Below are 14,299 nucleotides of genomic sequence, written 5' to 3' on the forward strand. Positions count from 1 at the left end.
CGGCGTGACCGATGCACTGAGCGACCGCCGGCCGGAACCGTCCCTCGAGCGCATGCTCGCGGATCTGGTGCCACCGCCGCGGTTCGCCGATGCGCGGCTGGACAACTACGTCCCCGATCCTGCGCACCCCTCCCAGGAGGAGGCGAAGCAGCGGATCACCGACTTCGCCGCCGAGCTCGGCAGGCCGCGCGGCGGCCTGCTGTCCCGCCTCCGTCGCAAGAGCGAGAGCCGGCGCGCGGCATCTACCTCGACGGAGGGTTCGGCGTCGGCAAGACCCACCTGCTGACCTCCCTCTTCCATGAGGTCGGCGGCAAACGCGTGTACGGCACTTTCGTGGAGTACACCGACCTGGTGGGAGCGCTCGGCTTCCAGAAGGCGGTGGATCTGCTGGGAGAGTCACTGCTGGTGTGCATCGACGAGTTCGAGCTCGACGACCCGGGTGACACCCTCCTGATGACCCGGCTCATCCGGGAGCTGTCGGACCGGGGGTCGCCATCGTCGCCACCTCCAACACCCTGCCGGATGCTCTCGGGGAGGGGCGCTTCGCCGCCCAGGACTTCCTGCGCGAGATCCAGGCGATGGCCCAGCGGTTCCAGGTGCTGCGGGTCGACGGCGAGGACTACCGCCGACGCGACGGCGTCACCGAGATCCGCACCCTGCCCGAGGCGGAGGTGCGCGAGCACGCCGAATCCATGCCGGAGGCGACTCTCGACCTCTTCGATCCGTTGCTCGCACATCTGACCAAGGTCCACCCCTCCCGGTACGGGGCGCTGATCGACGAGGTCGCCGCCGCACACCTCACCGGCATGCACGGGCTGACCCATCACCACGATGCGCTGCGATTCGTGGTGCTCGTGGACCGTCTCTACGACCGCGAGGTGCCGGTGCTGGTCTCGCTCCGCGCGGACAGCGCCGACGGGGAAGCAAGCAGCTCCCCGGCGGCGGTCCTCGAAGACCTGTTCTCCGAGGAGCTGCTGCGCAGCGGCTACCGCAAGAAGTACCTGCGCTCGCTGTCCCGCCTCGCCTCGCTCGCGAACGACGGCGGCAAGCTCCTGCACCAGGGGACGGCCGACGCCGCCTCCTGAGGGCCCGTCTCAGGCGGTGGTGACGGATCGCAGCACCACCGCACCCGGGCCGCGGAGAGCGAGCCTGCCGTCAGGACCGTGCTCGAGCTCCCCGAAGGCCGCGAGAACCTCGGCGGCGCGCGGGCCGTCCACCATCTCGCCCGGCCCGCGGTGCGCCAGCACCGTCAGCTCCCCGCGATGCAGAAGCACCGTCTCCTCGGCGAGCACCTCCACCTCGGTGCGGCGCAGATCGGGATCGTGGAGGTCGCTGCGCTCACGGCGCAGCGCGATCAGGGCGCGGTACCACGCCAGCATCCGCGCATGCGCCCCCTGTTCCCGCTCCTCCCAGCGCAGGATCGAGGATTCGAAGGTCGCACGCTTCTGCGGGTCCGGCACCGTCTGGCCCCACCCCATGGCGGCGAACTCCCGCGCTCGGCCGGCGCTGACGAGCTCGCCCAGCTCACCCTCATGGTCGGTGAAGTAGGTGAAGGGGTCGAGGCCGCCCACTCCTCGCCCTGGAAGAGCATCGGCGTGCCCGGGCCCAGCAGGATCAGCGCGATCGCCGCAGCCTGCTGGCCGGCCTCGAGCCCGGCATGGATCCGGTCCCCGGCAGCCCGGTTGCCCACCTGGTCGTGGTTCTGCAGGAAGGTCACGAAGGAGTGCGCGTCGTACTGCGTCGAAGCGGGATCGACGGGCGCACCCCACACGCGGCCACGGAAGGTGGAGTGGGTGCCGGTGTGCAGGAACACCCCTGCAGCACGGCGGCGAGCACCTCGGCGCTGCCGAAGTCCCCGTAATAGCCCGCGCGCTCGCCGGTGATCCAGGCGTGCACCCCGTGATGGACATCGTCGGCCCACTGCATGTCCATGCCCAGGCCGCCCGCAGCGGTGGGGGTGACGGTGGCGGGCTGGTTGCGGTCGGACTCCGCGATGAGGGTCAGCGGACGGCCCGTCTGCGCGCTCCACGCCGCGACGGCGTCGGCGAGCTCCGCCAGGAGATGCTGCGAGGAGTCGTCCCGCAGCTCATGCACGGCATCCAGCCGCAGCCCGTCGATCCCGACGTCGACCAGCCACTGGCGCACGCTGCCCAGCAGGAAGTCACGGACCTCCCGGGAGCCGGGCTGATCGAGGTTCACCGCCGAGCCCCAGGGGGTCTCATGCTCCTGCGTGAAGTACGGACCGAACTGGCCCAGATAGTTGCCCGAGGGGCCCAGATGGTTGTGGACCACGTCGAGCACCACGGCGAGGCCCCGCGCATGGGCGGCCGCGACGAAACGGGCCAGGCCCGCCGGTCCGCCGTAGGAGCCGTGGACGGCATACAGCCCCACCCCGTCGTAGCCCCAGCCGCGCTCGCCGGGGAAGGTCGCGATCGGCAGCAGCTCGATGGCATCGACCCCGAGCTCGACCAGCTCGTCGAGCCTCTCGATCGCAGAGTCGAAGGTGCCGCCCGTGCCGTCGGGGCCCGGGGTGAAGGTGCCGATATGCAGCTCGTAGAGCACCCTCCCGCGCAGCTCCCGGCTCGGCCAGGAGTCATCGCCCCGCAGCGCGCGGGGATCGACGACCTCGCTGTCGGCGTGCACCCCATCCGGCTGGGAGAGCGAGCGCGGATCAGGCAGCCACAGCTCGGCGTCGTCGAGCCGGAAGGCGTAGCGTGCGCCGGGCACGGCAGGGACATCGGGAAGGTGGAACCAGCCGCCCTCCGCTGCGCTCATCGGATGCTCGACGCCGTCGATGCGGATGCTCACGCTGCCCGCCGAGGGGGCCCACACCTCGTAGCGGTCGTAGGCACGGGCGGACGGGCGGCCCGCCTCGGGAGCGGTCATCGGGCCTCCTCCTTGGCGCCGGTGCGCACCAGCAGCGCCACCGGCCAGTCGTCGAGCAGCTCGCCCAGCGACAGCTGACCGCCCTCGAACTCGACACCGCTGAGCGCGTCCCGCCACCGGCCGGGCGGCAGCGCGATCCAGCTGTCGCCCCAGCCGCCGCGCTGGGAGAGCCCGTGCGCGAGGCGGGTGACGATGGTGACCGTCTCGACCTCGCCCTCGCCGACCGCGCGCCCGAAGGCCACTGCGTGACCCGTGGTGGTGGGCAAGGGGCGATAGCTCGCCTCCCGGCCCTGGAAGAGCTCGGGGCGCTCTCTGCGCAGCACCAGCGTGCGATGGGTGAGCCAGAGCTTCTCGTCACCGATCCCGTCGGGCCCGGCGCCCTCGATCATGCGTGCCAGCCGTGCCTCATGGGCGGCATGGTCCACGGGGCGGCGATTGTCCGGATCCACGAGGGAGAGGTCGATCGACTCATTGCCCTGGTACACATCCGGCACCCCGGGCATCGTCAGCTGCACGAGCTTCTGCCCGAGGATCGCGCTGCGCTGCGCAGCGGCGGTGCGGCGGGTCCATCCGCTGAGGGTCCGATCGACCTCCGCGGAGTCCAGCGCGGCCCGGCCCAGCGCCAGCACCTGCTGCTCGTACTCGGCGTCCTGCTCGGTCCAGGTCGTGAAGGACTTCGCCTCCCGCATGGCCTTCAGCAGGTAGCCGTCCAGTCGCTCCGCCGTGAGCGGTGCGGCCGCGGAGCCCGGCAGCTCCCAGCAGCCGGCGAGGGTCTGCCACAGCAGCAGCTCGATCGCCCCGTCGACCCGGTCGCCGCGGTGCTCGGAGGTGGCACGGTCGAGATCCTGCACCGTCAGCGCCCATTCGAGCGGCTGCTCGGTGAGCACTGCGAGACGTGCCCGAACGTCCTCGCTGCGCTTGGTGTCATGAGTGGACAGGGTCGTCATCGCGTCGGGACGGGTACGGACCATCGACTGGGCATGATCGTGCAGCTGATCCGGCTCCACCCCGATCCGGTCCGGATCCGCGCCCACCTCGTTGACGGCGAGGAAGCGGGTGTAGCGATAGAAGGCGGTGTCCTCGAGGCCCTTGGCGTGGACGGGGCCACAGGTCTGTGCGAAGCGCACCACCACCTCGTCCCGGTCCGCGCTGCGGGTGCGACCGGCGCTGCCCACCTCATCCCCGCAGACCAGCGCGACCACGAGCTCGAGGGTCGTCACCACGTCCTCGTCGTCGCCCAGACGCTGTCGTGCCCTCGCCGCCGCCTGCTCGATCACGGCCCGCTCGGAACCGGGCGCCGTCTCCCCGGGCACGATGTACGCGCGATAGCGGTCCATCGACCCCAGCAGCGCGACCACGGTCCGCTGGAGATTCCGACGAGTGGTGTCGCGCAGTCGGATGTCCTCCTGGCAGATGCGATGGATCAGCGTGGTCAGGCGTTCGATCTCCGCCCACAGGCTGGTGGAGATGATCTGGTCCGTCGACTCCGCGGCGACCTCCTCGAAGGGGCGCAGATCACCGGTGCGGCGCTGCCACAGGTGGGTCAGTCCGATGGCGCCGTGCGGATCGTGGAACAGGCCGCCCACCCGCCAGAGCGCGTCGTAGCCGGTGGTGCCGGCACAGGAGAAGTCGCCGGGCAGCTGCTCCTCGCCCTCGAGGATCTTCTCCACCACCGTCCAGGCGCCCCCGGTGGCGCGTTCGAGGTCCCGCAAGTAGCCGCGTGGATCGGCCAGACCGTCGGGGTGGTCGATGCGGTATCCGTCGATCACGCCCTCGCCCTGCAGGCTCAGCAGCGTGTCATGCGTCGCGGTGAAGACGTGCGGCAGCTCCACCTGGAGCCCGGCGAGGGTGTCCACGTCGAAGAAGCGGCGATAGTTCAGCTCCTCGTCGGAGACCTTCCAGTACGCCAGGCGGTACCACTGGCGATCCAGGAGGTCGGCGAGGCCGAGATGCTCGGTCCCGGCGGCGACCGGCAGCACGTGATCGTAATAGCGCACCACGGTCTCCGTCGCCGTGGTGCCGTCCGCCCGCGGGACGGACTCACGGCCCACGGAGATCTCCCCGTCTGAGAGGACCGCTCCGATGGGTCGGCCGAGCACCGGCACCAAGATGGAGAGCTCTGCCGAGGGGTCCAGGTCGAACCAGTCGGCGAAGGGGGAGCGGGGGCCGCCCCTCAGCACCGACCACAGCGCCCGGTTGTGCCAGATCGGGGTCGGGATCGCCATGTGGTTCGGCACCACGTCGACGATGAGCCCCAGACCGTGGGCATGGGCGGTGTCCGCGAGCCGCCGCAGCGCTTCCTCCCCGCCGATCTCCTCCCCGATCCGGGTGTGGTCGACCACGTCATAGCCGTGGGTCGAGCCGGGCGCCGCCTGCAGCACGGGGGAGCAGAAGAGATGGCCCACCCCGAGCCTTGCGAGGTACGGGACCACCGCGACGGCGTCATCAGCGGTGAAGCCCTCGTGCAGCTGCAGCCGGTAGGTGGAGGTCGGCACGGGGCGGATGGCGCGCAGCGCCCCGTGGTGGTGGCGGCTTCGCGATGCACCGCCGGGGAACGGCGGTCGGGATCGATGCTCAACGGTCGGTGCACTCCTTCGTCGCGGCCCCGGGGTCGGGGAATCGGTCTCAGGCGCGGGCGGGCCGGTCCTCGTCCTCGCGAGCGCCGCTCTCGGCCTCGGCATCCATCGGTGGACGCATGAGGACCAGGATCGAGTGGCCGGGGCGGGAGAGGGTCTGAGAGGCCTCGAGCACGGCGCCGACGTCGACCGTCTCTCCGGTACCCAGGACCACCTTCCATGCCTCGCCGTGATCGGCGGGCGGCAGGGTGAAGTCCACGGGGTTGCCGGAGGCGTTGAACATCACCAGCGCGGAGTGACCGACGATGCGCTCACCGCGCAGGTTCGGCTCGGGGATCGCCGAGCCGTTGAGGAACATCGTCAGACACTTGTTCTGCGCGTCCTCCCAGGCCTCGTCCGCCATCGGCGCCCCATCCGTGCCGAGCCATTCGACGTCCGGCAGGGCAGAGTCGGCACCGTCCCGGGCCACCCCTCGCAGGAAGCGCCGACGGCGGAAGATCGAGTGCTCGCGGCGCAGGGCGATCATGCTCTGCGTGAACCAGAGCATCTCCATCTGGTGCTGGTCCAGCTCCCAGTCGACCCACGACAGCTCGTTGTCCTGGCAGTAGGTGTTGTTGTTGCCGTCCTGCGTGCGACCCATCTCGTCGCCGTGCAGGATCATCGGCACGCCCTGGCTGAGCAGCAGCGTGGCCATCAGGTTCTTCATCCGGCGCAGCCGCAGGTCCAGCACCTCCGCATCCTCCGTCGGCCCCTCGACCCCGGAGTTCCAGGAACGGTTGTGGCTCTCGCCGTCGTTGCCGTCCTCACCATTGGCCTCGTTATGGCGGTCGTTGTACGAGACCAGGTCGCGCAGGGTGAATCCGTCATGGGCGGTGACGAAGTTGATCGACGCGATCGGGGTGCGCCCGGTGTGCTGATAGAGATCGGAGCTCCCCGCCAGGCGGGATGTGAAGTCACCCAGGATGCCGGGCTCGGAGCGGTGGAAGTCCCGCGCCGTGTCGCGGTACTTCCCGTTCCACTCGGACCACAGCGGAGGGAACCCGCCCACCTGGTAGCCGCCCTCGCCCAGGTCCCAGGGCTCGGCGATGAGCTTGACCTGCGAGATGACCGGGTCCTGCTGGATGATGTCGAAGAAGGCGGAGAGCCGGTCCACCTCGTGCAGCTCACGAGCGAGGGTGGAGGCCAGGTCGAAGCGGAACCCGTCCACGTGCATCTCGGTGACCCAGTAGCGCAGCGAGTCCATGATCAGCTGCAGCACGTGCGGGGGGTACGCATCAGCAGCGAGTTCCCGGTGCCGGTGGTGTCGTAGTAGTGGGTCTTGTCCTCCTCGACCAGCCGGTAGTACGCGGCGTTGTCGATGCCCCGGAAGCACAGGGTGGGGCCCTGATGGTTCCCTTCGGCGGTGTGGTTGTAGACCACGTCGAGGATGACCTCGATGTCCGCCTCGTGCAGATTCTTGACCATCTGCTTGAACTCCTGGACCTGCTGGCCCAGCTGCCCGGAGTAGGAGTACTCGTTGTGAGGGGCGAAGAAGCCGATGGTGTTGTAGCCCCAGTAGTTGCGCATCCCCTTCTCGACCAGGTGGCCGTCCTGCACGAACTGGTGCACCGGCATCAGCTCCACGGCGGTGACGCCCAGCTCCTTGAGGTGCTCGATGATTGCCGGATGTCCCATCGCGACATAGGTGCCGCGGATGTTCTCGTCGATGTCCGGGTGGAGCATCGTCAGACCCTTGATGTGCGCCTCGTAGATCACGGTGTCGTGATACTCGTGGGCGGGGGATGGTCGTTGCCCCAGTCGAAGTAGGGGGAGACCACCACGGAGTGCATGGTGTGCTCCGCGGAGTCCTCGGTGTTCCGCTCCTCCGGCGCCTCGAAGTCGTAGCTGTACAGCGAGGGGTGGTTGCTCGCCATCCCGGCGATCGCCTTGGCGTAGGGGTCCAGCAGCAGCTTCGAGGGATCGCAGCGATGGCCGGCGGAGGGATCGTAGGGGCCGTGCACGCGGAAGCCGTACCGCTGCCCGGGCTGCACCGACGGCAGGTAAATGTGCCACACGTAGGCGTCAACCTCGGTGATCTCGACCTGGCGTTCGGAGCCGTCCTCGTCGATGAGGCACAGCTCCACCCTCTCGGCCACTTCGGAGAACAGCGCGAAGTTGGTGCCGGAGCCGTCGAAGGTGGCACCCAGGGGGTAGGACTGTCCGGGCCAGATCTGCATGGCCTCAGAGTAGTCGGCTCCCGCCCGGACGGGACCGGGTTGATGACCGGGCGCACGTGTCCGTGCCCACGGTGCGCTGACATGACGAAGGCCCCTCGATGTTCCGAGGGGGCCTTGCGTGGTGGGCGATACTGGGATCGAACCAGTGACCTCTTCCGTGTCAGGGAAGCGCGCTACCGCTGCGCCAATCGCCCGGTGCGTCCGAGGACGCGGGGGAGGGGATGGAGCGGACGACCGGATTCGAACCGGCGACCCTCACCTTGGCAAGGTGATGCTCTACCAACTGAGCTACGTCCGCACATCGGCCATGCCGACGAGGGAAGACGATATGCGGGTCCGAGCATCGGCGCAAATGCTGCGGCCCCACAGTGTCCGAGGTCACCGCCGGGTCGCTGTGTCGGCGGGGCTGCGGAGATGCAGGGGTGGGGCGGCCATGGGGCGGTCGGGCGACGATCCTCGGTCGGGCTTCACGGGGAGCGGGATGCGAAGTGCTTCGAGCCCGGCCGGCCCACCTCGAGGAGCACTGCTTTTCAGTAGAGGGACGCAGGTCACACTGGAATTGGTGCGAACTCCCCAGGAGTCCATGTAGGATTCTTCGAGTCCACTCAGGTGAGTGGCCAGCACCTTCGGGCGATTGGCGCAGGGGTAGCGCGCTTCCTTCACACGGAAGAGGTCACTGGTTCGATCCCAGTATCGCCCACGGCAGGATCCCAGGATCCGGTCATGCGGACGTAGCTCAGTTGGTAGAGCATCACCTTGCCAAGGTGAGGGTCGCCGGTTCGAATCCGGTCGTCCGCTCTGGGAGCGGCGCATCCGACGATCGTCGGGAGCGCCTTTTCCATTGGTGTGGCACATCCCGGTGGGTTGGCCGAGTGGTTAGGCAACGGCCTGCAAAGCCGTGTACACGGGTTCGAATCCCGTACCCACCTCCATCGCAGGCCCCCGGGCATGCGGCACGGGCGATTGGCGCAGCGGTAGCGCGCTTCCCTGACACGGAAGAGGTCACTGGTTCGATCCCAGTATCGCCCACCACCACGAAGAGCCCCGGTCCCCACGGACCGGGGCTCTTCTGCCTCCGCGCCGACGGTCAGCCCGTGCGAGCCGAGGCCTCCGACGGGGTGGAGCCATCGCTGAGATCTCCAGGACATTCCCCGCCTGCAGCGGCATCGCTGAGGTGGACCTCCTCGCGGCGGCCGATACGATCATCCGTGGAGCCGGCATCGTCGGCCGGCTCGACCCGAACAGAAGGAGACCCCGTGGCTCAGATCGCCATCACCCTCGACGGATCACCCCAGCACATCGATGAGGGGACCACGGGCACCGAGCTCTTCGCGGGCACCGCCTCGATCATCGCCCTGCGCATCGACGGCGAGCTGTGCGACCTGTACAGCCCCTCGCCGAGGGCCAGGTCGTCGAGGGCGTCGACATCTCCAGCCCCGACGGGCTGTCGATCCTGCGCCACAGCGCCGCGCACGTCCTCGCGCAGGCGGTCCAGAAGACCAACCCCGAGGCGAAGCTCGGCATCGGCCCGCCCATCACCGATGGCTTCTACTACGACTTCGACGTCGCCGAGCCGTTCACCCCGAGTCCCTCAAGACGCTCGAGAAGGAGATGAACCGGATCATCAAGTCCGGTCAGCGCTTCGTGCGCCGAGAGATCTCCGATGACGCCGCCCGGGCCGAGGAGGCCTCCGAGCCGTACAAGCTCGAGCTGATCGGATTGAAGTCCAGCGCCGACGATGCCGCCGAGGGCGCCAGCGTCGAGGTCGGCGAGGGCGGGCTGACCATGTATGACAACGTGGACCGTCGCGGCGAGGTGGTCTGGACGGACCTGTGCCGCGGACCGCACCTGCCCAGCACCAAGCTGATCGGCAACGGCTTCGCCCTGACCCGTTCCGCAGCTGCCTACTGGCGCGGCAGCGAGAAGAACCCGATGCTGCAGCGCGTCTACGGCACCGCCTGGCCGTCGAAGGACGAGCTGCGCGCCCACCAGGAGCGCATCGCCGAGGCCGAGCGCCGCGACCACCGCCGCCTGGGCAGCGAGCTGGACCTGTTCTCCTTCCCGGACGAGATCGGCTCCGGACTGCCCGTGTTCCACCCCAAGGGCGCCATGATCAAGATGGAGATGGAGGACTACTCCCGCCGCCGGCACGTCGAGGCCGGGTACTCCTTCGTCTCCACCCCGCACATCACCAAGAAGAACCTCTTCGAGACCTCGAAGCACCTCGAGTGGTACGCCGAGGGCATGTACCCCCGATGCACGTGGACGAGGAGTTGGACGCCGACGGCAACGTCACCAAGCAGGGCCAGGACTACTACCTCAAGCCCATGAACTGCCCGATGCACAACCTCGTCTACAGCTCCCGCGGACGCTCCTACCGGGAGCTGCCGCTGCGACTGTTCGAGTTCGGGCACGTCTACCGCTACGAGAAGTCCGGCGTGGTGCACGGCCTGACCCGCGCCCGCGGCTTCACCCAGGACGATGCGCACATCTACACCACCCGCGAGCAGATGCGCGAGGAGATCTCCAGCACCCTGGACTTCGTCCTGGGCCTGCTCAAGGACTACGGCCTGGACGACTTCTACCTCGAGCTGTCCACCCGGGATCCCGAGAAGTCCGTCGGCGACGAGTCCACCTGGGAGGAAGCCACCCGCACCCTCGAGGAGGTCGCGACCGCCTCCGGCCTCGACCTGGTCCCCGACCCGGGCGGCGCCGCCTTCTACGGCCCGAAGATCTCCGTCCAGGCGAAGGACGCGATCGGCCGCACCTGGCAGCTGTCCACCATCCAGCTCGACTTCTTCGAGCCCGAGCTGTTCGAGCTCGAGTACACGGCATCCGATGGCTCCCGTCAGCGCCCGGTGATGATCCACCGCGCCCTGTTCGGGTCGATCGAGCGGTTCTTCGGCGTCCTGCTGGAGCACTACGCCGGCGCCTTCCCAGTCTGGCTCGCGCCGGTCCAGGTCGTCGGCGTCCCGGTGGCCGCCGAGTACGTGCCCTACCTCGAGGAGATCGCTGCGAAGCTCCGCGCCCACGGCGTGAGGGTCGAGGTCGACTCCTCGGACGACCGCATGCAGAAGAAGATCCGCACCCACACCAAGGAGAAGGTGCCCTACCTGCTCATCGCCGGCGGCGAGGACCAGGAGAACGGCGCGGTCTCCTTCCGCATGCGCGACGGCAGCCAGGACAACGGCATCGACGTCGACGCGGCGGTCGAGCGCATCGTCACCGCCATCAAGGACAAGGCGCAGGTGTGAGCGAGGGGCAGGAGCACGCCGGGCCCGCCGCCGAGGGCACTGGCCCGGCGGGCCCTGCCCTCGAGGACGCCCGCGACTTCGCGGGCGTCCCCGATGACACCCAGCGGCTGTGGACCCCGCACCGGATGGCCTACATCGGCGGGGAGAACAAGCCGGAGGACCCGCACGACGGCGCGCAGTGCCCGTTCTGCGTCGCCCCGGGCCGAGGGGACGAGGACGCGCTGATCGTCCACCGAGGTGAATCCGCCTACGTGATCCTCAACCTCTACCCGTACAACGCAGGGCACCTGCTGATCTGCCCGTACCGCCATGTCTCCGACTACACGGACCTCGACGAAGCAGAGCTGCTCGAGGTCGCCGAGCTCACGCGCACCGCGATGCGGGTGATCCGCGAGGTGTCGCGGCCGGCCGGGTTCAACCTCGGGATGAACCAGGGGAGATCGCAGGGGCCGGCATCGCCGCGCACCTCCATCAGCACGTGGTGCCGCGCTGGCAGGGCGACGCGAACTTCCTGCCCATCATCGGTCGCACCAAGGCTGTGCCGATACTGCTCGCGGACACCCGCGCGCTGTACGCCGACGCCTGGCCCTGAGTTAGCATGACCGAGGCCGCCTCGACGGTGATCCGCGACGTCTCCGGACACCGAGGGAACGGCCGCACCGACCCGGGGAGAGTCAGGAGTGGCTGTGACGAGCACGACCGGAACGCCGCCGCACCCGGCCCCGCCGCAGGAGCCCCGCGACGGCTACGGCTACGACGTGGAACGGATGGACCCGCGCGCCCCCGAGAGGATGGGCGCGGGCCGGGCCGGGCGCCGGCGCCGCAGGCGGCCCTGGGTGCGATGGGCGCTGTTCGCGCTGTCCTTCCTGTGTCTCGCCGCCGCGGCGCTCGCGCTCTACTTCTTCGTCATCCTGCCGCTGGGCTTCGGCACCTCACTGGTCGCCTTCACCGCGGCGCTCGTGCCGGTGGCGATCGTGCTGGCGGCGGTGTGGTGGATCGACCGGTACACGCCTCAGCCCCGGATGTCGCTGGTCTACGCCTTCGCCTGGGGAGCGATCGGCTCCGTGCTGCTCACACTGTGGTTCGGCGGCCACTTCACAGCATGGATCTCCCCATCCGAGACGGACGCCCTGATCGATTCGTTCCTCGGAACCGTGATCCAGGCGCCCGTGGTCGAGGAGGCCATGAAGAGCGCCGGGCTGATCGGGCTGCTGATCTGGGGCCGGCGGTACATCGCCGGGCCCATCGACGGGGTCGTCTATGCCGCACTGATCGGCGGCGGCTTCGCCTTCACCGAGAACATCCTCTACTTCGGCAACTCCTTCCACCAGTCGCAGGCCGCCGGCGAAGTCGACGTCTTCTGGCAGACGTTCTTCCTGCGCGGCCTGCTCTCGCCCTTCGCGCACGTCTCCTTCACCGCTCTGTGCGGTCTGGGCCTGGGAATCGCAGCGGAGCGGCGGTCCCTGATGCTGTACTTCGGCCTCGGCGTGGGCGGCCTCTCCCTCGGTATGGTGCTGCACGCGCTGTGGAACGGCTCGACCTTCTTCATCCCTGTCGACCCGGCGGCGCCGCTGGCCGGGTTCCTCCGCTACTACGTCACCGTGCAGGTGCCGATCTTCGTGCTGCTGGTCGCGATCGTGCTCTTTCTGCGGCTGCGCGAGAAGCGCATCCTGCGCCGGCAGCTCTCGGAGTACGGCAGGGCGGGCTGGTTCTCGCCCCCGAGGTGGAGCTGCTGGTCTCGATGCGCAAGCGCCGCAGGGCGGAGCGCTGGGCAGTGCGCCACGGCGCCGTGGCGAGGATGGGCATGCGCGACCTGATCCGTTCCGCGGTCGCCCTGGGCCTGGAGCGGCACAGCGTGCTGTTCGGGAAGCCGACGAAGAAGACCCGTGACCGCGAGCGCGAGCTGCTCGAATCGATCACCGCCGACCGTCGTCTGATCGGCTCGCTGACCGCGCCCGTCGTGCGGGGCTGAGCCCGCCGGGGCGGTCGTCGACCGTCCCCCGCCGGCCTGACCCCGGGCCCGCCCGTCCGCTGGCCTAGAATGGGTCGGCAATCCGCCGTCGGTCGGCGGCAGAGTCGGGAGGAGAGAGATGGCAGGGCATTCCAAGTGGGCGACCACGAAGCACAAGAAGGCCGTCATCGATGCCAGGCGAGGCAAGCTGTTCGCCAAGCTGGTCAAGAACATCGAGGTCGCTGCACGGATGGGTGGTCCTGACCCAGTCGGCAACCCCACCCTCTTCGACGCCATCCAGAAGGCGAAGAGGACCTCCGTCCCCAACGACAACATCGAGCGCGCCGTCAAGCGCGGCGGCGGCCTCGAGGGCGACGGCGTCGATTACGAGACGCTGATGTACGAGGGCTACGCCCCCGGCGGTGTCGCCGTCCTGGTCGAGTGCCTGACCGACAACAAGAACCGCGCCGTCTCCGAGGTCCGGCTCGCCTTCAACCGCAACGGCGGCAACATGGCCGATTCCGGGTCCGTCGCGTACCTGTTCGAGCGCAAGGGCGTGGTCGCGGTCCCCAAGGGCGAGCACAGCGAAGATGATCTGCTCGAGGTGGTGCTCGAGGCGGGGGCCGAGGAGATCAACGACGAGGGTGAGACCTTCGAGATCATCTCCGAGGCCACCGACGTGGTCGCCGTGCGCACCGCGCTGCAGGAGGCGGACATCGACTACGACAGCGCCGAGGCGCAGTTCGTACCGACCATGCGCACCCCCGTGGACCTCGACGGCGCCCAGAAGGCGCTGCGTCTGATCGAGGCGCTCGAGGACAGCGACGACGTGCAGAACGTCTTCTCCAACCTCGACATCCCCGACGACGTCGCCGCCCAGCTGGCGGACGCCGAGTGAACCTCGTGAACGGCGCCACCCGCGTGGGCGGCGCCGTTCCGTCCACTTCGGTGCGCGGACGATGACGACGCTGCGAGTGCTCGGGGTGGACCCCGGGCTGACCCGTTGCGGGATCGGTGTCGTCGATGCCTTGGGCGGGCGGCGGGCGAGGCTCATCCATGCCGGGGTGATCCAGTCCGACTCCGACGCTCCGCTGGATCAGAGGCTGCTGACCATCGCGCGCGGTCTGCGCGGCGTGCTCGAGGAGTTCGGGCCGGACGCCGTGGCGGTCGAGCGGGTCTTCAGCCAGAACAACATCTCCACCGTGATGGGCACCGCGCAGGTCTCCGGGATCGCGCTGCTGGAGGCGGCAGAGCGGGGGATCCCCACCGCCATGCACACCCCGTCCGAGGTGAAGGCCGCGGTGACCGGCAGCGGCCGCGCGGACAAGAAGCAGGTCCAGACCATGCTGGTCAAGCTGCTCGGCCTGGACTCCGCGCCGCAGCCGGCGGATGCCTCGGACGCGGTCGCGATCGCCC

At 69.3% G+C, this 14,299-nt stretch carries 6 protein-coding genes, 6 tRNA genes and 5 pseudogenes; 11 read left to right on the forward strand and 6 right to left on the reverse strand.

Going from position 1 to position 14,299, the window contains the following annotated elements:
* Positions 1–4 precede the first annotated feature (4 nt).
* Positions 5–1,085: pseudogene (zapE, locus tag H3H54_RS08255) on the forward strand (cell division protein ZapE).
* 9 nt (positions 1,086–1,094) lie between these two features.
* Here the strand turns inward: zapE and H3H54_RS18860 are convergent.
* The 6 genes and pseudogenes from H3H54_RS18860 to H3H54_RS08280 form a co-directional block, all read right to left on the reverse strand.
* On the reverse strand, positions 1,095–1,571 hold the full coding sequence (locus H3H54_RS18860) for a DUF3459 domain-containing protein (RefSeq protein ID WP_316249172.1): 477 nt from the start codon (positions 1,569–1,571) through the stop codon (positions 1,095–1,097).
* Positions 1,572–1,713: 142 nt separating this feature from the next.
* Complete coding sequence (locus H3H54_RS08260; protein ID WP_316249173.1) at positions 1,714–2,886, reverse strand: alpha-amylase family glycosyl hydrolase; 1,173 nt, start codon at positions 2,884–2,886, stop codon at positions 1,714–1,716.
* On the reverse strand, positions 2,883–5,567 hold the full coding sequence (treY, locus tag H3H54_RS08265) for a malto-oligosyltrehalose synthase (RefSeq protein ID WP_395963623.1): 2,685 nt from the start codon (positions 5,565–5,567) through the stop codon (positions 2,883–2,885). The genes H3H54_RS08260 and treY overlap by 4 nt, the downstream gene beginning before the upstream one ends.
* Positions 5,512–7,678: pseudogene (gene glgX / locus H3H54_RS08270) on the reverse strand (glycogen debranching protein GlgX). Before glgX ends, treY begins: the two are co-directional and overlap by 56 nt.
* A gap of 119 nt (positions 7,679–7,797) precedes the next feature.
* Positions 7,798–7,872: transfer RNA gene (locus tag H3H54_RS08275), tRNA-Val, on the reverse strand.
* A 28-nt stretch (positions 7,873–7,900) separates the two neighbouring features.
* Positions 7,901–7,976 (reverse strand) — tRNA-Gly (locus tag H3H54_RS08280).
* A 330-nt stretch (positions 7,977–8,306) separates the two neighbouring features.
* On the opposite strand from H3H54_RS08280, the gene H3H54_RS08285 reads away from it, so the two are divergent.
* From H3H54_RS08285 to H3H54_RS08330, 10 genes and pseudogenes are all read left to right on the forward strand, one after another.
* Positions 8,307–8,378: transfer RNA gene (locus H3H54_RS08285), tRNA-Val, on the forward strand.
* 25 nt (positions 8,379–8,403) lie between these two features.
* Positions 8,404–8,476, forward strand: a tRNA-Gly gene (locus H3H54_RS08290).
* Between the two features lie 60 nt (positions 8,477–8,536).
* Positions 8,537–8,610: transfer RNA gene (locus H3H54_RS08295), tRNA-Cys, on the forward strand.
* A gap of 25 nt (positions 8,611–8,635) precedes the next feature.
* Positions 8,636–8,710: transfer RNA gene (locus H3H54_RS08300), tRNA-Val, on the forward strand.
* Between the two features lie 224 nt (positions 8,711–8,934).
* Positions 8,935–10,932, forward strand: a pseudogene (gene thrS, locus H3H54_RS08305) (threonine--tRNA ligase).
* Positions 10,929–11,524, forward strand: a pseudogene (locus H3H54_RS08310) (HIT family protein). The pseudogenes thrS and H3H54_RS08310 overlap by 4 nt, the downstream one beginning before the upstream one ends.
* A gap of 94 nt (positions 11,525–11,618) precedes the next feature.
* On the forward strand, positions 11,619–12,749 hold the full coding sequence (locus H3H54_RS08315; RefSeq protein ID WP_262426225.1) for a PrsW family intramembrane metalloprotease: 1,131 nt from the start codon (positions 11,619–11,621) through the stop codon (positions 12,747–12,749).
* Entirely contained in the window at positions 12,737–12,904 is a 168-nt protein-coding gene (locus tag H3H54_RS08320) for a hypothetical protein (protein WP_262426226.1), read from the forward strand. Before H3H54_RS08315 ends, H3H54_RS08320 begins: the two co-directional genes overlap by 13 nt.
* Positions 12,905–13,022: 118 nt before the next feature.
* Positions 13,023–13,781, forward strand: coding sequence for a YebC/PmpR family DNA-binding transcriptional regulator (locus tag H3H54_RS08325; RefSeq protein WP_262426227.1), 759 nt, complete (start codon positions 13,023–13,025; stop codon positions 13,779–13,781).
* A gap of 61 nt (positions 13,782–13,842) precedes the next feature.
* A pseudogene (locus H3H54_RS08330) lies at positions 13,843–14,247 on the forward strand (crossover junction endodeoxyribonuclease RuvC); the annotation flags it as partial.
* Positions 14,248–14,299: the final 52 nt, after the last annotated feature.

It is taken from the genome of Brachybacterium sp. Z12 (assembly GCF_014400405.1).
Classification (GTDB): Bacteria; Actinomycetota; Actinomycetes; order Actinomycetales; family Dermabacteraceae; genus Brachybacterium.